Raw genomic sequence first — 21,536 nt, 5'->3', positions numbered from 1 at the left:
GGCAGATAGGAGCACGCCCCCATGAGCTATATCACCGCAACCACGCTTGAGGATGCGCTGACGGCTTTGGCGGCAGGGCCTGCGTCGGTGATTGCGGGCGGCACTGATTGGTTCCCTTCCCAAGGTGACCGCCCCTTTGATGGTACGCTCATTGACATCTCTCGGCTGGTCGATCTGCACGGCGTGACCCAAACAGATCGCGGTTGGCGCATCGGCGCAGCAACCACATGGACCGATATCATTAATGCCAATTTGCCCCCTGCCTTTGACGGGCTGAAACTGGCCGCGCGCGAGGTTGGATCAATCCAGATCCAAAACACCGGCACAATTGCGGGCAATCTGTGCAACGCGTCCCCCGCTGCCGATGGTGTGCCGCCCTTGCTGACATTGAACGCCTCGGTCGAGCTGACCTCGGGCCAAGGCGTGCGCGAGATTGCGTTATGTGATTTCCTGCAAGGGGTACGCAAAACCGACCGTGCCGCAGATGAAATCCTGACGGCCATTCATATTCCCGACCTGCCAGACGGGTCAAAGGGCGCTTTTGTCAAACTGGGTGCGCGCAAATATCTGGTCATCTCGATCTGCATGGTGGCCGTGCTGCTGCAGGTTAAGGATGATACCCTCACTGACATCCGCATCGCCATCGGCGCAGCGTCCCCCGTGGCGCAACGATTGACCGCGCTGGAAACTGCATTGCGAGGCCTGCCAACTAAGGGACTGACCAATGCGATCACCGATGATTTGATCACTGGCCTTGCGCCGATTTCCGACGTGCGCGCCACTGCTGAGTATCGGCAAACAGCGGCAACACAGGTCATTCAACGCGCTGTTACCCTCGCCTTAGAGGGGGATGCATAATGGATAAGTCCGCAGCCACGATGGCCACGTCATTCACATTGAACGGTGAAATCGTCCAAGTTGATCCGACCGCCGGCGAACGGCTTTCCCATTCGTTACGCGAACGGCTGGACCGCAAAGATGTCAAGATCGGGTGCAATGCGGGCGATTGCGGGGCCTGCACGGTATTGGTAGATGGCGCACCGGTTTGCGCCTGCTTGATGGCCACACAACAGGCGACGGGGCGCAAAGTCGAAACCCTTGCCGGGCTGGTCAAAGCCGATCCAGATGCTCAAGCGTTAATCGAAAGCTTTCAACACCACCAAGCCGCCCAATGCGGGATTTGCACGCCGGGCATGATGGTGTCTGCCGTAGCTTTGCTTCGCAACGCGCCGCGCCCCGATGCAGCCCAGGTCCAAGATGCGCTTGGCGGTGTCTTGTGTCGCTGCACGGGCTATCGCAAGATTATTGATGCCGTCGTGGGGGCCCATGCCGCCGATCAGCTGGTTCTAGCGCCCATCGAGCTTGGTCATAATGCGCGCCGTTTTGATGGGCTGGCCAAGGTGACCGGCACCGAGCGTTTCGGCGATGATGTTGCCCCCGCTGGTGCGCTGCTCGCCCGTGTGATCCGATCGCCCTATCCTTCGGCCAGCTTTACCCTTGGCGATATTGCGGGATGGCAGGCCAATCACCCTGGTATAGAGGCTATTCTTACCGCAAAAGACGTGCCCGGCCTGAACGCTTTTGGCGTTATTCCCGGATTTATCGATCAACCCGTCTTTGCCGTGAACCACGTTCGTTTCCGCGGCGAGGCGATTGCATGTGTTGTGGGTGATGCGGATGCGATGGCGACGCTGGACTTGGGGGGCTTTCCGGTCGAATGGACCCCGCAAACCACACTGTCCGACATTGAGGACGCCATCGCCCCCGATGCCCCGCTGCTATTTGAGGACCGCAAAGGCAACATCATGTGCGGCGGTTTCGTGCAATGCGGCGATGCGGATTCGGCGCTCGGGGCGGCGGATGTCACCATCGAAGCGTCCTATAAAACCAGCTTTGTCGAACATGGCTATATCGAACCCGAGGCAGGGTTTGCAGAGATGGTTGATGGCCGCCTGCATGTCCACGCCTGCACCCAAGCACCGGGGATGGACCGTGATACGCTGGCCGCGGTACTGGACATGCCGATGGCCGATATCCGTATCGTTCCTACAGCGGTTGGGGGCGGGTTCGGTTCCAAGATTGACGTGTCCTTGCAGCCCTTTATCGCCTTGGCCACGCTGAAAACCGGCAGGCCCGTGCGCATGACCTATTCCCGGAACGAGACGATGCAATCGACCACCAAACGCCACCCCGCAGAGATTAATATCACGCTTGGTGCCAAGGCCGATGGTACCTTGTCCGGCATGCGGTTTGATGGCGATTTCAACACCGGTGCCTATGCTAGTTGGGGTCCGACCGTCGCGAACCGTGTGCCGGTTCATGCATCTGGCCCGTACCACATTGCCGATTACCGCGCGCGCAGCCGGGCTGTGCACACCCACTGCCCACCGTCCGGCGCGTTTCGCGGGTTTGGCGTCCCGCAATCGGCGATTGCACAGGAAACCGCCTTTGATCTGCTCGCTGAAAAGCTGGGGATGGATCCGCTGGACTTCCGCCTGAAAAATGCGCTGGAGGACAATATACCAACGGTCTGCGGACAAGTGTTCGATCAGGGTGTGGGTATCAAACCCTGCCTTGAGGCGCTACGTCCCGCATGGGAACTGGCCAAAGCGGAGTGTGCTGAATTCAATGCGACGCAAAGCGCGTTTAAACGCGGCGTCGGCATTGCCTGCGCGTGGTACGGATGCGGGAATACGTCGCTTCCGAACCCCTCGACGATTAAGGCTGGTGTGCGGGCTGACGGCACGGTCGTCCTGCACCAAGGCGCGATGGACATTGGCCAAGGGTCCAACACAGTGATCCCGCAGATATTTGCCAAGGCGCTTGGCGTTTCGATTGACGGGGTGACGGTGCTGGGTGCCGATACTGATATTACCCCTGACGCGGGCAAAACCTCCGCATCGCGGCAAACCTTTGTATCAGGCAACGCCGCCCTGAAAGCGGGCGAGGCTTTGCGGCGCGCGATATTGCAGCAAGCCAATGTGGGACCTGATGCAGAAATCACTCTTGAAGGCGGCAAAGTGACTGTGACCGATACGGGTCAGGCGCAAACCCTTGATCTGTCACGGCTTGAACCGAACGCAGATGGCTATGTGTTGATGGCACAGGAAACCTATGATCCGCCCATTAAACCGCTGGATGAAAACGGGCAGGGCATCCCCTATGCGCAATTTGGCTATGCCGCGCATCTGGTGGTGGTCGAAGTCGATATCGCCCTTGGCTTGTGCAAACCGTTACACTTTATTGCCGCTCATGATGTGGGCCGCGCGATCAACCCCCTGCTGGTCGAAGGACAGGTGCACGGTGGCATCGCCCAAGGTCTGGGCATGGCGCTGATGGAGGAATATATCCCCGGCCGTACCGAGAACCTGCACGATTATCTTATCCCCACAATTGGCGATATTCCCCCGATTGAGACCCTGGTATTGGAAATCGCAGACGCACACGGCCCTTATGGTGCCAAAGGCTTGGGCGAACATGTCTTGATCCCCACGGCCCCTGCGATATTCAACGCCATCTACCACGCGACGGGCGCAAAAGTGACCCACGCACCCGCGACCCCCACGCGCCTGCGTGCTGCCCTACAGGAGGCCGGACATGCCTGATGATCTGCGCGACGCGAAACCCGCCAAAATTCGCTGCGACGCCTGTCCGGTGATGTGTTTCATCGCCGACGGAAAATCCGGTGCCTGTGACCGCTATGCCAATCATGCGGGCGAATTGGTGCGTCTTGATCCGCTGACGGTGATCCAATCGGGGGCCAAGGCCGTCGCGTTTCTGGATCAGGGCAACAACGCGCAAGACTGGGATGGCGATGTTATCCAAGGTGGGCGCGATTTTGTGACCGCCGTCGGCGCGGGCACGACCTATCCCGATTATAAACCAGCCCCCTTTATTGTCAGCCAAGAGGTCGAAGGCGTGGATATGGTCACCGTTGTGACCGAGGGGATATTTTCCTATTGCGGGGTCAAGGTAAAGATCGACACCGACCGCCACATTGGCGACGAACGCGCCGTGGTGCGGGTCGATGGTGAGGCTATCGGCCACGTCATGACCTCTGAATACGGGTCGAAAATGCTGTCCTTGGGCGGTGTCGAACACCTGACCGGCGGATCCAAGAAAGAAGGCCGCGTGACCTGCGATGCGTTGCTGCGTCTGTGCAATCGTGACGCGGTTGAGATGACGATTGATGGTGGCGTGACCATGGTGGTCGAGGCAGGCAAACCCCCGATCATCAACGGCACACCCGAAAAACTGATGCGCGTTGGCTGTGGATCAGCGACCATAGGGATGTTCGCAAAGCAGTGGCATGGCCACGTGGACGAAGTCGTTGTTGTCGACGACCACATCACCGGCGTGCTCAGCGAGCATGAGGCGGGCAAGGGCCTGGATATGACCCCCTCGGGCATCCGCATTAACGGGCGCCGATCCACACCGGGGCGCTATTTTCAGGTCGCTGATCCGGGCACGGGCTGGGGCGGTACAGATGTCGAAGACCCCCTTACAATTCTGCGCCCCGCTGATCCCAAGCGCGCATGGCCCGGGCTGCGGCTCCTCATGATCTCGACCACGGGGGAGCAATGGGCTTATTTCATACTCGACGATGGTCTTGAGCCGCAACCGGCAGACATTACGCCTGAACTGCTTACCATTGCGGAACGGATCGCTGAGAACTGCGAACCGTCGCTGTGTTCGGTGCTGTTTATGGGCGGTGCCGGCGGCAGTCTGCGCGCGGGCGTCACGGAAAACCCGGTGCGGTTGACACGGTCCGTCAAGGAATCGCTGACCCATGTATCTTGCGGTGGGGCCGGTGCCTATGTCTGGCCCGGCGGGGGGATCACCGTCATGGTAGATGTGATGGATATGCCCACGAATTCATTTGGTTATGTGCCCACACCCGCATTGGTCGCCCCCATTGAATTCACCCTGCGCCGCGAGGATTACGGCACGCTTGGCGGGCATATGGAACATATCCAACCCGTCGGCGATGTTGTCACCACGGATGTGCGCCGCGTGGCGCAGCAGGCGCTGCAATCCGATCCGAATGCCCGCGAAAACTATGGCTGGGCAAAGGACGACAGATGAACGCCCAAGCCGCCATTTTGCCCGGAGACAGATTGCATCTGTCACATGGCCCAATTGATCTGATCATCGGTGCAGATGGCGCGCGCGACGCTGCCTATCGCGCGGCTTACACGCGGTTCGAAACTGTTCTGACAGAGCTGATGGCAGAACTTCCCCTGTTGCGCCAACCCGTCAGCACCAAACCAAAAGGCAAAATCGCACGCCGTATGTACCGCGCAGCGCTAGCGCACGCGGATGGGCTGACCACGCCAATGATCTGTGTTGCTGGTGCCGTGGCCGAGGAAATACTGGCAGCCATGGTCGACGCAACTGACCTGACCCGCGCCTATATCAACAACGGCGGCGACATCGCCCTGCACCTGACGGATGGTGCCACGTTTAAGGTCGCAGTTGCGTCGCCTGACGGGCAAAACCTTGGCGCGGTTGCGATCACCAGCACCGATCCTATTCGCGGGATCGCCACAAGTGGGCAACGCGGGCGCAGCCTTAGCCTCGGGATAGCCGATGCGGTCACTGTGCTTGCTCGATCCGCCAGCATGGCCGATGCAGCGGCGACCCGTCTGGGCAATGCCGTTGACCTGCCCGATCACCCCGCCATCAAACGCGGCCCCGCAAACAGCCTCCGCGACGATACCGATTTAGGTGCCGCCTCCGTTGTTACCCATGTTGGCACGCTTTCCCAAACAGATGTTGCGAGGGCGCTTGAACGGGGTGAAACTGCGGCCAGCGGGATGAGCGCAGCACGTCTGATCCACGGTGCTGCACTGTTCCTACAAGGCCAAAGCCGGACGGTTGGCCTGCCCGAGAGAATGAAACACCTAACGAAAGACCCGCACCCATGCCCGACGTCATAATCCGCAAGATGGTCACCAGTATCGAGGAAATCTTTCACGAAGGTGGGCCGCGCGCCAACACCCCGCTGAAACGTGGCTATGTGATGGCTGTGATCCAAAACCCCTATGCAGGGTCTTATGTTGAGGACATCCAACCCTTTATGGAAGACCTTAAGCCGCTGGGTGTCGAGATGGCACAAAAGCTGCTCGCCTCACTTGGGGTCGAGGCACAACAGGTCGAAGGCTATGGCAAAGGGTCCATCGTCGGCACTGGCGGAGAGTTAGAGCATGGCGCGCTGTGGCACGCGCCCGGCGGCTATGCGATGCGCGATGTATTGGGCGGGGCCAAAGCAATTGTACCGTCCACCAAAAAAGTCGGCGCGGCTGGCGTGCGGCTGGATGTACCCGTCACCCATGTCGACGCGTCTTATGTCCGCAGCCATTTCGATTCCATCGAAGTTGGCTTGAACGACAGCCCGCGCGCGAACGAGATGGCCGTGATCCTGGTCATGACCACAGGGGCACGGGTGCATAACCGGGCAGGGGGCCTGGACGCCCAAGACATCAAAGGGGAGGATGGATTAAGATGAGCGCCGAAATTCGCAAAATCGCCGTTTGGGTCGAAGAAACACATCGCGAGATCGGGCAGGTCATTTCGCCCGCAACCCGCAAGGCCATGGCCGTCGCAGTGATCAAAAACCCCTTTGCAGGCTCCTATACCGAAGACCTGACCCCCTTGATGGATATCGGTACCGAATTGGGCGGGTTGCTGGGCGACAAATGCGTGGCCGCCCTTGGGATCGAGCCAGCACAGGCCGAAAGCTATGGCAAAGCCGCCATGGTCGGCGAGGGCGGAGAGCTGGAGCATGCCGCTGCCATTCTGCATCCCAAATTAGGCGCGCCCTTGCGGGTGGCCGTCGAAAAAGGGGCGGCCCTTGTGCCGTCATCGAAAAAGATGGGCGGGCCGGGGCAGGTGCTGGACGTGCCACTAGGCCACAAAGATGCAGCGTATGTGCGCAGTCATTTCGACGGGATCGAGGTGCGTTTGAACGATGCGCCCCGCGCCGATGAGATCATGGTCGCCGTCGCCGTGACGGACAGTGGGCGGCCTTTGCCGCGTGTCGGCGGGCTGACCCATACCGACGCCGAAGGCAAAGATGGCCTGCGATAGGGTCTAAAGTTTGTCCAACAACGTCAGCAACCGCTCAACCTCGCGCGGGGTCAGGTTGCCAACAGTTTCAGCCGAGATATCAAGCGCGGTCTCAACCGCATCGGTCGCAAAGGCGACACCCGCATCGGTCAATGAAATCTCAAGCCGGCGCATATCGGTCGCAGAGGGGCTGCTTTGCACCAGTCCCTTTTTGCGCAGGCGGTCCACTACACCTTTGGTCGTGGCGGCATCCATACCCACAAGGCGACCCAGCTGGTTCTGGCTGATCTTGACCTCGTCGCGCAGCTTGGCCAGCACCGCAAATTGGGTCGGCGTGATGTCCGGCATACGGCGATTGAAAATCTCAAGATGGCGCTGGTTGGCCAACCGCAGCTTGAAACCCACTTGATCCTCAAGCTGGTAGGGGGCCGTTTGGGTTTGTAGTTCCGCCAGGTTGGTCAATGTATCGTCCAGTATTTTACTGCAATCGCGTATTTGTTGTGCATTATCATCCCATGGTTTTTATCTGGGGTCCACAACAGAACCGATCATAAATATTGTTTGACAGCTAACAAGTTTTTGGTCCTTCATGAAGACAGTTAATACAAGGAGTCGCATGTGTCCTTTGTCAGAAACGCCTGGTATGTCGCCGGATGGTCCTCGGATTTTGACCACGATCTTGTGCCGCTGACACTGCTTGCGCAGAACCTTGTGATGTTTCGGTGCAGCGACGGAAACCTTGCCGCTTTAGAGGACCGCTGCCCGCATCGCTTGTTGCCGCTGTCTAAGGGTAAACGTATCGGCGACACCATTCAATGCGGCTATCACGGGATGACATTCGGGGCGGATGGCAAATGCGTGCGCGTGCCGGGGCAGTCGAATTTGCCTGCATCCGCCTATGTCGACAGTTACCCCGTGCTCGAGCGTCACGGCATTGTTTTTGTCTGGATGGGCGATAGCGACAAAGCAGACCCCGCGCTGGCCTTTGATATGCCGGAGCTGTCGCAAGACGGCTGGCATCTTCACCACGGGGACAAGCTGCATATCAAAGCGAATTACCTGAACGTCGCTGAAAATCTGGTGGACCCCGCGCATGTCAGCTTTGTTCACCCGACGACCTTGGGGAATGCCGCCTCGGAAAACGTGCCGGTGCATGTGAAAACCGCGGATGAGGTCATCGTCGCGTGGCGCTGGATCAGGGATGCTGAACCCATTGGTTTTTTTAAGGAATTCGGCGGTTTTGACGGCAACGTAGACCGCTGGCATTATTACTATCTGCACATGCCATCGACTGCTGTGATTGACTTTGGATCCGCCGATGCTGCGCTTGAACTTCCCGAGGAACAACGCAACAAGGGCGTGCGCATTTTTGCGCTGCATTTCGTCACCCCCGTGACCGAGGATTATACGATCGACCACTGGATGCATCTGCGCAATACCGCCATTGGTGATGATGCCGCGTCTGACAAGATGGATGCGATGTTCCGGATTGCCTTTGCCGAAGACAAAGCGATCCTCGAGGCCGTACACGAGGAAGAACAGCGCCCGCAAAAGCGCAAACCGATCCGCATCGCCATCGACAAAGCGCCGAATGTGTATCGCAAGCGCATTCGCGACCGGGTCGAAGCCGAAGCGACGGATGATCTGGGCGATCCCGTCTCGCCGGTCTTTGTCCAACACGATTAATAAAATAAAAATGCCGCAAAAGACGGCACCCACACACCAGAGAGGACACCAAATGAAGAGAAGTACATTCCTAAAAACCCTCGTCGGGGCCGCGGCCCTTAGCATGACGGGCATTGCCGCTTTGGCCCAATCGGGCGAACCGATCAAGGTTGGCGAAATCAACCACTACAAGCGTCTGGCCGCCTTTGCTGAACCTTATAAAAAGGGGATCGAACTGGGCCTTGAAGAGATCAACGCCGCAGGCGGTGTGCTGGATCGCCCGCTTGAGTTTATCTTTCGCGACGACCAAGGCGACCCCGGCGAGGCAATCAAAATCGCCGAGGAACTGATGACCAGCGAAGGGGCCGTGATGCTGACTGGCACGATCCTGTCGAATGTGGGCCTGGCCATTTCATCTGTCGCCGCTGAAAAGCAGTGGGTGTATCTCGCCGCTGAACCGCTTGCTGACGCGCTGACTTGGTCACAAGGCAACCCGTGGACATTCCGTCTGCGCACCTCGACCTATATGCAGGCCGCGATGCTGGCCGAACAGGCCGCAAAAACCGATGCGATGAAATACGCAACCATCGCGCCAAACTATGCCTACGGCAAAGATGCTGTTGCCGCGTTCAAAGAGGTGCTGACCGAACTGAAGCCCGGTGTTGAATTCGTGGGTGAACAATGGCCCGCCTTGTTCAAGATCGACGCAGGCGCCGAAGTGCAAGCGCTGGAACGGTCCAAGCCGGATGCGATTTATAACGTGACCTTTGGCCCCGATCTGGCCAAGTTCGTGCGCGAAGGAACGACACGTGGTCTGTTTGACGGCCGTACGGTTTATGGTCTGCTGTCGGGCGAACCGGAATACATGGAACCACTGGCCGATGAGGCACCCGAAGGCTGGATTGTCACCGGGTATCCTTGGTACGATTTCACCGAAGAAGATGGCGCGAACAAAATCTTTGTGGATGCCTATCAGGCGCGTTTCAATGAGACGCCCAAGCTGGGGTCGCTTGTCGGCTACATGACAGCGGCAACCGTTGCGGCGGCAATTCAGAAAGCCGGATCAACCGATGGTGACGCGATCCGTATGGCGTTTGAAGGGCTGGATGTGGCAACACCCGTGGGCGACATCACCTTCCGCGAGATCGACAATCAGGCGACCATGGGTGCCTTTGTTGGGACAACCGCATTGAAGGACGGGGCAGGGGTCATGACCGACTGGACCTATCTGAATGGCGCGGACTATCTGCCGTCCGACGAAGAAGTCGCAAAACTGCGCCCTGCAGAATAACGGCTGGCACCGCTCCGGAAAGGCTTCCCTTTCCGGAGCGACCAACCCTATTCCCCAAAATGATCGAGGTGGCTGATGGGCCTTTTTATCGCACAGATTCTGACTGGGCTCGCAAATGCTGGCGCGCTTTTTATGGTTGCCTCGGGTCTATCGCTGATTTTTGGCGTGACCCGCGTTGTGAACTTTGCCCACGGGTCGTTCTATATGTTGGGGGCCTATGTCGGCTATTCGCTGATGCAGGTGCTGCCCGGAATGGTCGGTTTTTGGGGAGCTATATTGCTGGCCGGCATCATCGTCGGCCTGATCGGTGTGATCGTCGAAATCTGCGTATTGCGCCCTGTCTACAGCGCGCCTGAATTGTTCCAGCTGGTTGCCACCTTTGGTGTGATCCTTGTTATTCAAGACCTCGCGCTAATGATCTGGGGCCCGCAGGATTTGCTGGGACCGCGCGCGCCGGGCCTCAAGGGTGTGATCCGCATCATGGGCGAACCGGTGCCGCAATATGACATTGCACTAATCGTGATCACCCCGTTTGTGGCAATTGCCCTGTGGTATCTGATCACAAAAACCCGCGTCGGCACATTGGTGCGCGCCGCCACCCAAGACCGCGAAATGGTCAGCGCCCTTGGCGTGAACCAAGCGTGGCTGTTCACCGGTGTATTCTTTCTGGGCTGTGCGCTGGCCGGTCTAGGCGGCGCGCTGCAACTGCCCAAAGGCGGCGCTGACCTGCTAATGGATTTCACCATTCTGGGATCCGTCTTTGTGGTTGTGGTTATTGGCGGCATGGGGTCGCTGCCCGGGGCCTATCTGGCGGCGGTGATCATTTCCGTGTTGAACGTCTTTGGTGTCACCTATGCACCGCAATCCACTCTGGTTCTTATGTTCGTCGTGATGGTCATCGTGTTGATGTTCCGCCCCTTTGGCCTGCTGGGAAAAGAGGAAATTGCGGGCGAACACGGCCAAGTGGGCGAACCCGAGCGCCCCATCAAACCCGCGGGCAACCGTATGCGTTTGCTGGTGGCGGCCGGGTTGCTGATCCTCGGGCTGTTGCCGTTCTACAGCGGCAACTTTGCCGTCGTTCTGGTGACAGACATCATGATCTTCTGCCTCTTCGCCGCATCTCTGCATTTCATGTTGGGTCAAGGCGGGCTGGTCAGCTTTGGTCATGCCGCGTTTTTCGGCGGCGGAGCCTATGCGGCAGCGTTATTCGTGACCTACGCCGACACCCCGATGGAACTGGCGCTGGTGCTGGCCCCCATTTGCGCGGGTCTGGCCGCCATCGTAATCGGCTGGGTCTGCCTGCGATCAACCGGTGTGTATTTCGCCATGCTCACCCTCGCCTTTGGTCAACTGCTCTGGAGCCTTGCGTTCCAATGGGGGGATGTGACCGGTGGCGATGATGGCTTGGTTAACATCTGGCCGTCTGACTGGGCATCCGACAATGACGTCTATTATTACATCGCATTCGTACTGTGTATCGGGGGCATTTTGTTGTTACGTCAGGCCGCCCATGCGCCCTTTGGCTATGCCATGCGCGCCGCACGCGACAGCGCCCGCCAGGCCGAGGCGATGGGCATCAACACCAAGCGCATTCAATGGGTTGCCTTTACCTTTGCAGGTATTATGGCGGGCCTTGCGGGCGGGTTGTTTGTCTTTTCCAAGGGCAGCATTTTCCCCAATGAGCTGGAAACCGCACGCAGTTTCGACGCCTTGATCGTGGTGTTTCTAGGTGGAGTGAAAACCCTGTCCGGTGGCTGGGTCGGTGCCGCGTTCTTTGAAGGGATCAAGGATTACCTGACGCGGTTCGAATATTGGCGCCTCGCCCTGGGCCTGTCGATCATCTTCGTTGTAATCCTTGGCCCCGAGGGCATCGTCGGATCGCTGCGCAAGGCCGGTGAGCGCTTTGGCATTCTCAAGGTACCGGAGGACGCGACATGAGCCCGATCCTGTCTGTTCGCAACCTGTCACGCAATTTTGGGGCCATCAAAGCGGTCGATAATGTCAGCTTCGATCTGGCCAAAGGTGAATTGCTGGCCCTGATCGGCCCCAATGGCGCGGGCAAAAGTACCTGTTTCAATATGCTGATGGGGCAGCTCAAACCATCCTCAGGCACCGTGCAGCTATTGGGCAAGAACATCGCAGGCCTGCAGCCGCGTAAAATCTGGCGCATGGGAGTGGGGCGTACGTTCCAGATCACCGCGACCTATGCGTCGATGACCGTGGTCGAAAACGTGCAAATGGCGCTGATCTCGCATCACAGGCGGCTCTATTCACTGACCAGCTTCGCCCATAAACTCTACCGAGAAGAGGCGCTGGCCCTGCTTGATACCGTCGGCATGGTCGATCAGGCCGAACGCCATTGCGCCGTGCTGGCGTATGGCGACTTGAAACGGTTGGAACTGGCCGTGGCGCTGGCCCATGATCCGATCCTGCTGCTGATGGACGAACCCACCGCCGGTATGGCACCGCAAGAGCGCATCGCATTAATGCAGCTGACGGCGGATATTCTGGACGCCAGAGGCATCAGTGTGCTGTTCACAGAACATGATATGGACGTGGTTTTTGCCCATGCCCACCGGATCATGGTGTTGAACCGCGGCGAGTTGATTGCAAATGGTACAGTCGATGAAATCCGCAATAACCCGCAGGTCCAAGAAGTATACCTTGGCGGCGGCACCCTGTTCAAAGCGCAGGAGGACGCCCATGCTTGAAGTCAAAGACGTCAATTCATTCTATGGCAAAGCCCATGTGCTGAATGACCTGAACTTTCGCGTGGATGCAGGCACTGTTGTTGCCCTGCTAGGGCGCAATGGGGCGGGTAAAACCACCACCATGAAATCAATCATGCAACTGGTGAAGCCGCGCAGCGGGACCGTCACCTACAAGGGTCAGAACATCACCGGATGGCCCAGCCACAAGGTCGCCCGCGACGGGTTGGGCTATGTCCCCGAAGAACGCCGGATTTTCACGCAACTGACGGTTCTTGAAAACCTCGAGGTCGGCCGGCAACCGCCCCGCGACGGCAGCACCACGTGGACAGAAACCATGGTGTTTGATCTGTTTCCCAACCTTGCTGAACGGCGCAACAACCTTGGCAAGGCGCTCTCGGGCGGCGAGCAGCAAATGCTGACGATTGCACGTACCTTGATGGGCAACCCAGCGTTTATCCTCCTGGATGAGCCCTCCGAAGGCATCGCACCCGTGATTGTTGAACAGATGGCCCGCGTCATCCTTCAGCTGAAAAGCGAAGGTCTGACTGTGTTGCTGTCCGAACAGAATCTGCATTTTGCCCAAGCTGTGGCAGATGGGGTGGTGATCATCGAACATGGCACGCAGAAATTCGTGGGCAGCCTGTCAGAGCTTCAGGCCCATCCCGAGATCCGCGATCAATACCTGTCTGTCTAACTCGGCAAGCCTCAGGAAACCCGGCGCAAAAACGCTTTGGTACGGGGGTCTTGCGGGGCCTCAAGCAGTTGCTTTGGCGGCCCTTGTTCGACGATCTTGCCACCGTCCATAAAGATAATCCGGTCCGCAATCTCGCGCGCGAATTGGATTTCATGGGTGACGATCAACATGGTTTGCCGTTTCTCGGCCACCTGCCGCATCAAATCAAGAACCTCACCCACCCATTCAGGATCAAGGGCAGAGGTCGGTTCGTCAAAAAGCATCAGATCCGCATCCAGCGCCATCGCACGCCCGATCCCCACACGTTGCTGCTGCCCCCCGGAAAGCGCGGCCGGATAGGCATCGGCCTTATCCGCCAATCCAGTCTCGCGCAGGGTCGCATCCGCGCGTGCAATCGCATCGGCCTTGGGTTGGCCTTTGACGGTGATCAACGCTTGGGTGATGTTTTCGCGGGCGGTTTTATTGGCAAACAGGGCGTAGTTCTGAAAAACAAACGACGTTTTACGCCGAAGCGCAAGAATATCCGCACGCGAGGCCTTATCCGCATCAACGCTCAGATCACCAATGCGAATAGTGCCGCTGTCAGGATGATCGAGATAGTTCAAACACCGCAGGAGTGTCGATTTACCGGTGCCGGACGGGCCAATCACAACGACCCGTTCACCCTCAGCGATGTCCAGGTTGATATCCTCAAGAACGCGGGTCGCACCAAAGGATTTGCTGAGACCTTTGATAGAAATAGCGGCTGGTTTAGTCATCTTGCGTGTGCCTTGTTCAAATAGATCTCGAGATAGCGCTGCAAGAAGGCCAATGCCTCAACCATGATCCAATAGATTGCCGCGACAACGAGGAATGCCTCGAAATACAGGAAACTGCCTGCGGCTTCTTTCTGGGTGGCCCCCATTACCTCCGTCACGCCAAGGGTAAAGGCCAGCGAGGTCCCTTTGATCATGTCGATGAAGTAGTTAACGAGCGTGGGCGCGGCGACGCGGGCCGCTTGAGGCAGAATAATGTGATACATCATCTGGCCCTGCGTCATGCCAACCGCCTGTGCCGCTTCCCATTGACTACGGTCCACCCCAAGGATCGCGGCGCGAATGCTTTCGGCCATATAGGCGGAAAAATGCAGCGTCAGCCCCATGATCGTGGCGGTCACACCATCGATATTCGTCAAAAACGACAAGACCTGCGGCACGCCGTAGTAAAACAGAAACAGCTGCACCAAGAGGGGCGTCCCGCGAAAAAAGCTGATAAACAGCCGTACAAAACTATCCAACACAGGGATCTTGAAAACCCGTTCCACCGCCAGAATGGAAGCCAGAATAAGCGCAAAGAACATGCCGATGATGGCCATGAATAATGTCAGCGGCACATAGCCCAAGAGCACGGGCACCAGATCCAGCATGTATTCGAAATCCAGTGCCCGCATCAGTTTTACTCCGCTACTGTAATGTCAGTTCCGAACCATTTTTCCGAGATGTCAGCCAATGTGCCATTCTCGCGTAACGTCACAATCGCAGCATCGAATCTGTCGCGCAGCGCTTGGCCTTCTGCATCATCCCGAAACGGCAAAGCGTTGCGAATTTCGCTAAATGGCTTGCCAGCCAAAGCCAATGGCAGCGGGCTTTCGGAGATCAATTGCGCGGATGACACACGGTCCATCACAAACGCATCGACGCGCCCCAATGCCGTGTCCTGTGCGATGTTGCTTTCATAGGTGCGAATGTCGATTTCGTCCGCATTTGGCAATTCGCCAAGCAGTTCTTCGAAATTCGACCCAAGGTTCACAGCGACGGTTTTACCGCTCAAGTCCTCGACGCTGGCGATGGTTGCCTCGTTTCCGGCTTTAACCACGACCTGCGCCCCATCGAATACATAGGGCTGCGAAAAAGCAAATTTCGCCTCGCGGTCGGGCGTGATCGTGATCTGGTTGGCAATCGTATCAATGCGTCCGGCTTCCAGCGCCCCGATCAGGCCCGAAAATGACATGGTGATAAAATTCACCTCATCGCCGGTCTCGGCGGCAATGGCATTGATGAAATCAACCTCGAACCCCTGCAACTGGTCCAGCTTGACAAAAGTGAAGGGAAAATAACCACCAGACATCCCCACATCCAGCGTTTCGGACTGCGCTGAACCGACTGAGGCTGCAAAGGCAAATGTGGTCGCTACAAGTATGTTTTTCATGGTCTGCTCCGTTTGTTCACTGAGCAAATAGTCTAACCACAGCCGCCTTCAATAGAGGCGTTTACGACAAGTCCGCTGTGATCGGATTACAGGCCCTGTCAGAACATTTTTCTGATTCAGGGCTATATTCGGGGACAATTTGAAAAGCATAGAGCCCCATTTGCGCAAATTTCGCGAGCTTGTTCTGTTGAGTGCTTACACAAACCTTTACCCTAAGAGCCGCGCGAGAGAATCGATTTCAGATAAAGATATTACATAATTATGATTATGTGTACTTTCGGTTGAGTTTGGGCACATTCTAAACTGGGTTGCGACAAATCCCCCATCTTGCTGGAAAGCAAGGAGAATGAAGATGGCCCACACAGAGCTAGATTTGCGTGAGAGACGCGCGATTGAAGACATGTTGAATGCGAAAGTGCCTGTGAGCAAGGTCGCCACTGAGATTGGCAGGCGCCGCTCAACTGTGTTTCGCGAGATCAAACGGAACAAATTTGTTGATCAGGAACTGCCAAATCTGAACGGCTACTATGGAATGAACGCGCAGAGATATGCTGTGCATCGCCGCGCCCGACGACGTAAACTTGTTTGGCTTGTTGATCTGCGGCAGCACGTGATCGCGCAGCTGAAGATTGGCTGGTCACCTGAACAGATTGCAGGCCGGTTGCAGTTTGATGGCCAGCCGTTGCGCGTCAGTCACGAGACGATCTACGCCTATGTTTACAGTCCAGATGGACAGTCTGACGAGCTAGCGCGCCACTTGCCACACCGGCGTAAGAAATGTCAGCTAAGATGAAGGCGTACACTGCGCGGCCTTGTGTTTCCGCCTGATCGGTCAATCCATGAGCGGCCAGACTACGTTAAGACACGTGAGACGTTCGGTGAATGGGAAGGCGATTTGATGATCTTTGAACGTGCGCAAGGCAAGGCAAACGTCGCTTCTCTGGTTGAGCGAAAAACGCGGTTCGCCGTCCTGTTCCGCAACAATGATCGCAGCACGACGCATCTTATGAACCGGCTGATGGGCGTGATGGAGCCTCTACCCCAACCGGCCCGAAAATCGATAACCGTGCTGTCTAACGTCAGTACCAATGGGCCCAAATAGCGTTATTTGATAAGAGAGTGTTCTTGGCTCATCGTAACCACTGAGGAGTGGACGATGAGTAAGACAACGAAGAGCCCTGGCGAGAAGATCGTCAAAGATATCAAGGGAGCGGCCCGCAAACACTATTCATCTGAAGAGAAGATCATGCAATCTGCTTTTGAATATGAAGAGATCGTTGCGTAAACTGCGGCGGCTTCCCCATAACGGCCTCCTTGCCACAAAATTAGGGTAGAAAGCGTCTAAAATACTAAGGGCTATTCATCCACCAGCGCATTAAGCGCCTCGGTCAGGGCCGCGATATTTTCGGGCGGATTCGAACACGTCCGTGGACCGCGGCCCGTCGCCCAAACCGTTAGCCGCCGTCACGAAAATGGGGGCTTGGATCAAGCGTCGGGTTTGTGGTACTGCTTTGCGCAGAGCCAGGTTGAGCCAACCCTTGGCAAACGGATTACATGAAGCAATGCCCCCACCCGACGCAATCATTGGACATACCGGTTTCGTGGGCTCGATCCTTTGTCACCAGCGAGCATTCCAGCGGCAGTTCAATTCGAAGAACATCGACCAGATACGCTATGAAACTTTTGGCACCGTCGTCTGCGCCGCCGCCCCTGGGTCAATGGTGACCGCCAATCGCGATCCGGATCGTGACGAGGCGGCGATTGCCGCCCTCATTGAACACCTGAAAAAAATGCAGGCCGAGTGCTTGGTGCTGATCTCTTCGATCGCGGTTTTGGCCGATTTCGCTTCTGGCTCCGACGAGGATGCGGACGACTTTCAGACCACGCTCGCGTACGGCCGCCATCGCCGAATGCTTGAAGAGTTTTGCGAGAGTCATTTCGAGCGCAGTCTCATCGTGCGTCTCCCGGCACTCTTCGGTCCCGGGCTGCGAAAGAATTTCATCTTTGACCTGATCAACCCGGTGCCCAGCATGCTGACAGAGGCGCGGTTTAAGGAGCTCTTTGACCGGCTTTCGGTAGAGCAGGCCAAAAGTCTCAGGGCATATTATCACCCCAACGCCGCTACAGGCATGGTGGTGTTGGACCGCGCGGCGTTCGACAATGATCCGAGGTGCCATGAGCTTGGGGCGGCGGTCGACGCGCTTGAAATGTCCTCTAAGCAGTTCCACAATCCTAAGGCGGAGTATCAGTACTACGATCTCGCGCGGCTTTGGTCAGATATCGAGGTGGCATCAAAAGCGGAGTTGAGCAACGTGCATCTGGCGGTCGCTCCGTTGAGGGCGGACGCTATTCACCAATGTCTTCTGGGCAAGCCTATGCCGCAGACCGGCGCGCGGCTCCACAAAGAGGACATGCGGACTAAACATGCCGCACTTTGGGGTAAAGACGGGCCGTACCTCGAGGAGGCCGAGGTTGTGTTGGACAAACTGACTGACTTCTATGCGCACGAGACAAACGCCCCATGATACCATCGGTGTCGAATATCGCTTGGAGCGTAGAGGACCGGCTGAACTCATACGCTGTCCTTGAAAACGCGGGGGTAGAGGGGCTCGAGATCGCGCCCGGGCTGTTTTTCTCAGCATCCAAGGACCCCTTCAATCCCGACGCCTCCACGGCGCGCACCGCTCTTGGTGAGATAACTGCGCACGGATTATCACTGGTTTCCATGCAGTCTTTGCTGTTCGGCGTGCCCGGGGCCTCTCTGCTGGGCTCGTCTGACGAGCGGGCCGCGCTCGAGCGTGGGATGATCCGGGCAATTGAGCTTGGCGGACGCTTCGGTATCCCCAACCTTGTTTTCGGATCGCCCGCACAGCGGCGTATTCCCGACGGCATGTGCGAAGAACAGTCTTGGTCGGAAGCGGCGGACACATTTCGTCGACTAGGTGATAAGGCCGTGCGGGAGGGATGCGTCATCGCCATCGAGTCAAATCCGGAGATTTATGGGACGAACTTCCTGACGACGCTTGAGCAGGCCGAGGCGTTTGTGACCATGGTCGATCATCCTGGGATCACTCTGATCCTAGATCTGGGTGCAATGCACATCAATGGCACGATCGACACGGTTGCTGGCCGCGTGAACAACTTTGCGCGGAAGCTCAGTCATGTGCATGTCAGCGAACCGCAGCTCGCCCCAGCGCCCAAAGATGTCTCCACACTCGGCCCGATCTTATCGGCACTGGTCTCATCTGGATACTCGCGTGCAGTTTCTATCGAGATGAAGCAGCATGAAGGTGGGCTGGAAATTCTTCGTTCGTGCGTAGATGCGCTCCTGTCGGGGATGCCGGCGAGGGAGGGGGCATGACGATTCGATGCGCTCCATTGACCCCGCCCGTTGTGCGCGATGATGTGCTTGTGTCCGTATGCTTTGGCAGCCTTCACCCGGAGCCTACCACGTTTAAAGCCGTCAGCAGGCTCGCGCAGGAGCTGGATCAGCGCTTTCGCTTCCGAGAGATAATCGTGGTGGCAGATGATGCTCATAGGGATGCGTTTCTTCCCCTTGTCCATCAGGTGGAGAATATTCGCCTGATCGTCGTTCCGGAAAGGACCGCCTTCTACCAGCGTCGGGCGATCGCCGCAGACGAGGCCATCGGCGACGTCCTGCTTCTGACAAATTCGGTCGAGATTGCCCACCTGGACGTAGTAGCGATCCTCGAGCGCACCGCAGATAACCAGTGTGCCGTACTGCCCATTCGCAAGGACGCAAGGATGAGCCGCACCCTCGTTGCGCCATTGGTTGCCATCGGACGTATTGCGGGGTTCAATATTGGCACGGGCGGGTTGCAGACCTTAGCCTTGCCGCGAACATTGCTGAACCGCCTTCTGTCCCATCCCGATCGCGACATCGTCCTGCGCTTCTTGCCGCGCGACGTAAGCATTCCGATCTGCCATTTCGAAGTGGCGTCCGGCATGCCGTCGGTGCGCGAGGCGGGGCAGTGGAAACGGCGTCTTGCCCTCATGCAGCGTCTGTTAGCCTACCTGGCTCCGACTTTGCTCATGATCGTGACGCTGAATTCTGCCCTGTTGACAATACTAGGTATTGTTTACGCGATTTATGTCTTGGGCGCGTGGGTTGTGGTGGATGACCTTGCAGCTGGCTGGCTGACGCTGTCGGCCATGCTAAGCCTGACCGCCCTTTTTCTGGGCATTTCGATCACTGGCCTCAGTCTTGGCTTACAGCAACTGCTGGCCCGCCGAGGGCGAGATGAGTTTGATAGCGTGGCGACCGAGATCAACCGCATTGATCTCTTTGGCCAAGTCTCGTCCGAACTGAATGTCGATCTAGAAAGCGGCCAGACCCAGCCGACCGACCAGGCTCGGCCATGAGCAAGCAGGTCAAGGCAGACTACCTGATCATCGGCGGCGGATTTTACGGTTGTTGTCTTGCACTTTACCTGCGGTCAATTTCGGATCGAGTGATTCTGGTCGAGGCCGGAGACACACTTCTTGATCGTGCTTCGCGCGTGAACCAAGCGCGCGTTCACACCGGGTTCCATTATCCGCGGTCTCCGTTGACGGCGGTGAAATCTATGCTGCTCCACCAGCGTTTCGTGGCCGATTTCCCCGAGGCGGTGGTAGGCGACTTCCAGATGCTGTATGCGATCGCCCGACGGCGATCTAAGGTTTCGTCCAAGCGATTCTATCGGATGTTTCGCGATATGGGCGCGCCGATCCGCCCTGCGCTGCGCGGACAAGCCGCCCTGTTTAACCCGGAAATGGTGGAAGGGGTTTTTGCCGCGACAGAAGCCGCCTTCGACTATTCGGTGCTGCGCCGGCAATTGGCCCAACGCCTGCACGAAGTCGGAGTCGACGTGCGAAATTCCACGGAGCTTACTGGCTTGGACGACCACCGAAACGGTGTCGAAGCGGCTTTGTCGGATGGAACGACCGTAACCGCGCGATATGCGTTCAATGTCACTTACGCGCAGATCAACGATGTTTTGCAGCGGGCTAACCTGCCGCAGGCTCAAGTCAAACACGAACTCGCGGAAATCGCCTTGGTGGAGCCGCCCGAGGAACTGGTCGGGCTGGGCGTCACGGTTATGGACGGGCCCTTTTTCTCCTGCATGCCTTACCCGGCCGACGGACTCTATTCGCTAACGCATGTCCGCTACACGCCCCATGATAGCTGGACCGATCGGCCTGGCGCGCCGTCGGCCTATCAGCGGTTTGCATCAGCCACTCCGGAAAGCCGGGCCCAATTCATGATCCGGGATGGCCAACGCTACCTGCCGTGCCTTGAACGCGCCGTGCCGCACCGCTCGCTCTTCGATGTGAAAACAGTTCTGACCAAGAACGAACGCGATGACGGTCGTCCAATCCTCTATCAGCAGAAACCCACCGGGAGCCACGTCATCTCCATACTTGGCGGCAAGATCGACAACATCTACGATCTGTTTGACCTGGTTCGTGAGACGAACTTGGAGTTCGCCACGGCGGACATGCGACTTTTGCTTGGCAATCCGGCTTGATGGAAGCGGCGCGATTTTTTGCCGTTGCCCTGGCGGGCCTCATGCTGGATCTGGCGCTGGCCTGGGTCGCATCGCGGGTGTTTGGCCTGCCACTTTGGATGGCAGCTTTGCTGGGTTTGGTGACTGCGGCGGGAGCAAATTACATCGCCCATGAGCTCTGGACGTTCCAAAATGCGTCCCGGAAGCTCTCGATTAAACGCGCTTTCCGCTACGGGCTCGGGCTCACAGCGACGGTGGGCACACGTGTGGGCACGGTCGCGATATTGGCTATACTCTTTGGCGAGGAGCACGCATTGGCCGTCCTAGTAGCCGGAGCGTGCGTGTCATATTTGGTGAATTTCCTCATCAGCAAGTATTTCGTTTTTCGCAAGATCCCAGATGAATAGGAGGCA

General features: G+C 57.5%; 21 protein-coding genes and 1 pseudogene. 18 read left to right on the top strand and 4 right to left on the bottom strand.

Annotated elements, in window-relative coordinates:
* Positions 1-21: 21 nt before the first annotated feature.
* The 6 genes from BM347_RS15705 to BM347_RS15680 are packed head-to-tail and all read left to right on the top strand — an operon-like array spanning position 22 to position 7,089.
* Positions 22-858 (top strand): FAD binding domain-containing protein, encoded by an 837-nt coding sequence (locus tag BM347_RS15705; protein ID WP_093917445.1) that lies wholly within the window; start codon positions 22-24, stop codon positions 856-858.
* Positions 858-3,605 (top strand): molybdopterin-dependent oxidoreductase, encoded by a 2,748-nt coding sequence (locus BM347_RS15700; protein WP_093917444.1) that lies wholly within the window; start codon positions 858-860, stop codon positions 3,603-3,605. The genes BM347_RS15705 and BM347_RS15700 overlap by 1 nt, the downstream gene beginning before the upstream one ends.
* The gene (locus BM347_RS15695; protein ID WP_093917443.1) at positions 3,598-5,085 is read left to right on the top strand and encodes a 6-hydroxynicotinate reductase; all 1,488 of its coding nucleotides are present in this window, start codon (positions 3,598-3,600) and stop codon (positions 5,083-5,085) included. The genes BM347_RS15700 and BM347_RS15695 overlap by 8 nt, the downstream gene beginning before the upstream one ends.
* The gene (locus BM347_RS15690) at positions 5,082-5,939 is read left to right on the top strand and encodes a UPF0280 family protein (protein ID WP_093917442.1); all 858 of its coding nucleotides are present in this window, start codon (positions 5,082-5,084) and stop codon (positions 5,937-5,939) included. Before BM347_RS15695 ends, BM347_RS15690 begins: the two co-directional genes overlap by 4 nt.
* Positions 5,924-6,508, top strand: a complete 585-nt coding sequence (locus tag BM347_RS15685) for an amino acid synthesis family protein (RefSeq protein WP_093917441.1) — start codon at positions 5,924-5,926, stop codon at positions 6,506-6,508. The genes BM347_RS15690 and BM347_RS15685 overlap by 16 nt, the downstream gene beginning before the upstream one ends.
* Positions 6,505-7,089 carry an amino acid synthesis family protein gene (locus tag BM347_RS15680; protein ID WP_093917440.1) on the top strand — a complete coding sequence of 195 codons (585 nt, stop codon included), beginning with the start codon at positions 6,505-6,507 and terminating at the stop codon, positions 7,087-7,089. Before BM347_RS15685 ends, BM347_RS15680 begins: the two co-directional genes overlap by 4 nt.
* Positions 7,090-7,092: 3 nt before the next feature.
* On the opposite strand, the gene BM347_RS15675 is transcribed toward BM347_RS15680, so the two are convergent.
* On the bottom strand, positions 7,093-7,530 hold the full coding sequence (locus tag BM347_RS15675) for a MarR family winged helix-turn-helix transcriptional regulator (RefSeq protein ID WP_093917439.1): 438 nt from the start codon (positions 7,528-7,530) through the stop codon (positions 7,093-7,095).
* 156 nt (positions 7,531-7,686) lie between these two features.
* Between BM347_RS15675 and BM347_RS15670 the strand changes: the two genes are divergently transcribed.
* From BM347_RS15670 to BM347_RS15650, 5 genes are all read left to right on the top strand, one after another.
* On the top strand, positions 7,687-8,754 hold the full coding sequence (locus BM347_RS15670) for an aromatic ring-hydroxylating dioxygenase subunit alpha (protein WP_093917438.1): 1,068 nt from the start codon (positions 7,687-7,689) through the stop codon (positions 8,752-8,754).
* A 52-nt stretch (positions 8,755-8,806) separates the two neighbouring features.
* On the top strand, positions 8,807-10,024 hold the full coding sequence (locus tag BM347_RS15665) for an ABC transporter substrate-binding protein (protein WP_093917483.1): 1,218 nt from the start codon (positions 8,807-8,809) through the stop codon (positions 10,022-10,024).
* A 75-nt stretch (positions 10,025-10,099) separates the two neighbouring features.
* On the top strand, positions 10,100-11,962 hold the full coding sequence (locus tag BM347_RS15660; protein WP_093917437.1) for an ABC transporter permease: 1,863 nt from the start codon (positions 10,100-10,102) through the stop codon (positions 11,960-11,962).
* Positions 11,959-12,735, top strand: coding sequence for an ABC transporter ATP-binding protein (locus BM347_RS15655; RefSeq protein ID WP_093917436.1), 777 nt, complete (start codon positions 11,959-11,961; stop codon positions 12,733-12,735). The genes BM347_RS15660 and BM347_RS15655 overlap by 4 nt, the downstream gene beginning before the upstream one ends.
* A complete protein-coding gene (locus BM347_RS15650; protein WP_093917435.1) occupies positions 12,728-13,429 on the top strand; it encodes an ABC transporter ATP-binding protein in 702 nt (233 codons plus the stop codon). Before BM347_RS15655 ends, BM347_RS15650 begins: the two co-directional genes overlap by 8 nt.
* Positions 13,430-13,440: 11 nt before the next feature.
* Here the strand turns inward: BM347_RS15650 and BM347_RS15645 are convergent, their stop codons facing one another.
* From BM347_RS15645 to BM347_RS15635, 3 genes are read right to left on the bottom strand one after another with little or no spacing between them, the layout of a single operon-like run.
* Positions 13,441-14,187 carry an amino acid ABC transporter ATP-binding protein gene (locus BM347_RS15645; protein ID WP_093917434.1) on the bottom strand — a complete coding sequence of 249 codons (747 nt, stop codon included), beginning with the start codon at positions 14,185-14,187 and terminating at the stop codon, positions 13,441-13,443.
* Positions 14,184-14,858: an amino acid ABC transporter permease gene (locus BM347_RS15640; protein ID WP_093917433.1), complete on the bottom strand. Its 675-nt coding sequence runs from the start codon at positions 14,856-14,858 to the stop codon at positions 14,184-14,186. The genes BM347_RS15645 and BM347_RS15640 overlap by 4 nt, the downstream gene beginning before the upstream one ends.
* A 5-nt stretch (positions 14,859-14,863) precedes the next feature.
* Positions 14,864-15,616 (bottom strand): amino acid ABC transporter substrate-binding protein, encoded by a 753-nt coding sequence (locus BM347_RS15635; protein WP_093917432.1) that lies wholly within the window; start codon positions 15,614-15,616, stop codon positions 14,864-14,866.
* A gap of 352 nt (positions 15,617-15,968) precedes the next feature.
* Between BM347_RS15635 and BM347_RS17820 the strand changes: the two are divergent.
* The 7 genes and pseudogenes from BM347_RS17820 to BM347_RS15605 form a co-directional block, all read left to right on the top strand.
* A pseudogene (locus BM347_RS17820) lies at positions 15,969-16,682 on the top strand (IS30 family transposase); the annotation flags it as partial.
* Positions 16,683-16,772: 90 nt separating this feature from the next.
* Positions 16,773-16,901 carry a hypothetical protein gene (locus tag BM347_RS17785; RefSeq protein WP_281247868.1) on the top strand — a complete coding sequence of 43 codons (129 nt, stop codon included), beginning with the start codon at positions 16,773-16,775 and terminating at the stop codon, positions 16,899-16,901.
* Positions 16,902-17,178: 277 nt separating this feature from the next.
* Positions 17,179-18,141 (top strand): NAD-dependent epimerase/dehydratase family protein, encoded by a 963-nt coding sequence (locus BM347_RS15625; RefSeq protein ID WP_093917431.1) that lies wholly within the window; start codon positions 17,179-17,181, stop codon positions 18,139-18,141.
* On the top strand, positions 18,138-18,977 hold the full coding sequence (locus BM347_RS15620; protein ID WP_093917430.1) for a sugar phosphate isomerase/epimerase family protein: 840 nt from the start codon (positions 18,138-18,140) through the stop codon (positions 18,975-18,977). Before BM347_RS15625 ends, BM347_RS15620 begins: the two co-directional genes overlap by 4 nt.
* Positions 18,974-19,999 carry a hypothetical protein gene (locus BM347_RS15615; RefSeq protein WP_093917429.1) on the top strand — a complete coding sequence of 342 codons (1,026 nt, stop codon included), beginning with the start codon at positions 18,974-18,976 and terminating at the stop codon, positions 19,997-19,999. Before BM347_RS15620 ends, BM347_RS15615 begins: the two co-directional genes overlap by 4 nt.
* The gene (locus BM347_RS15610; protein ID WP_093917428.1) at positions 19,996-21,144 is read left to right on the top strand and encodes an NAD(P)/FAD-dependent oxidoreductase; all 1,149 of its coding nucleotides are present in this window, start codon (positions 19,996-19,998) and stop codon (positions 21,142-21,144) included. Before BM347_RS15615 ends, BM347_RS15610 begins: the two co-directional genes overlap by 4 nt.
* Entirely contained in the window at positions 21,144-21,530 is a 387-nt protein-coding gene (locus BM347_RS15605; protein ID WP_093917427.1) for a GtrA family protein, read from the top strand. The genes BM347_RS15610 and BM347_RS15605 overlap by 1 nt, the downstream gene beginning before the upstream one ends.
* Positions 21,531-21,536 lie beyond the last annotated feature (6 nt).

The sequence above is a fragment of the Sulfitobacter marinus genome (assembly GCF_900116285.1).
Lineage (GTDB): Bacteria > Pseudomonadota > Alphaproteobacteria > Rhodobacterales > Rhodobacteraceae > Sulfitobacter > Sulfitobacter marinus.
Note: the sequence above shows the minus strand (reverse complement) of the source record. Positions and strands in the feature narration are given on the sequence as shown.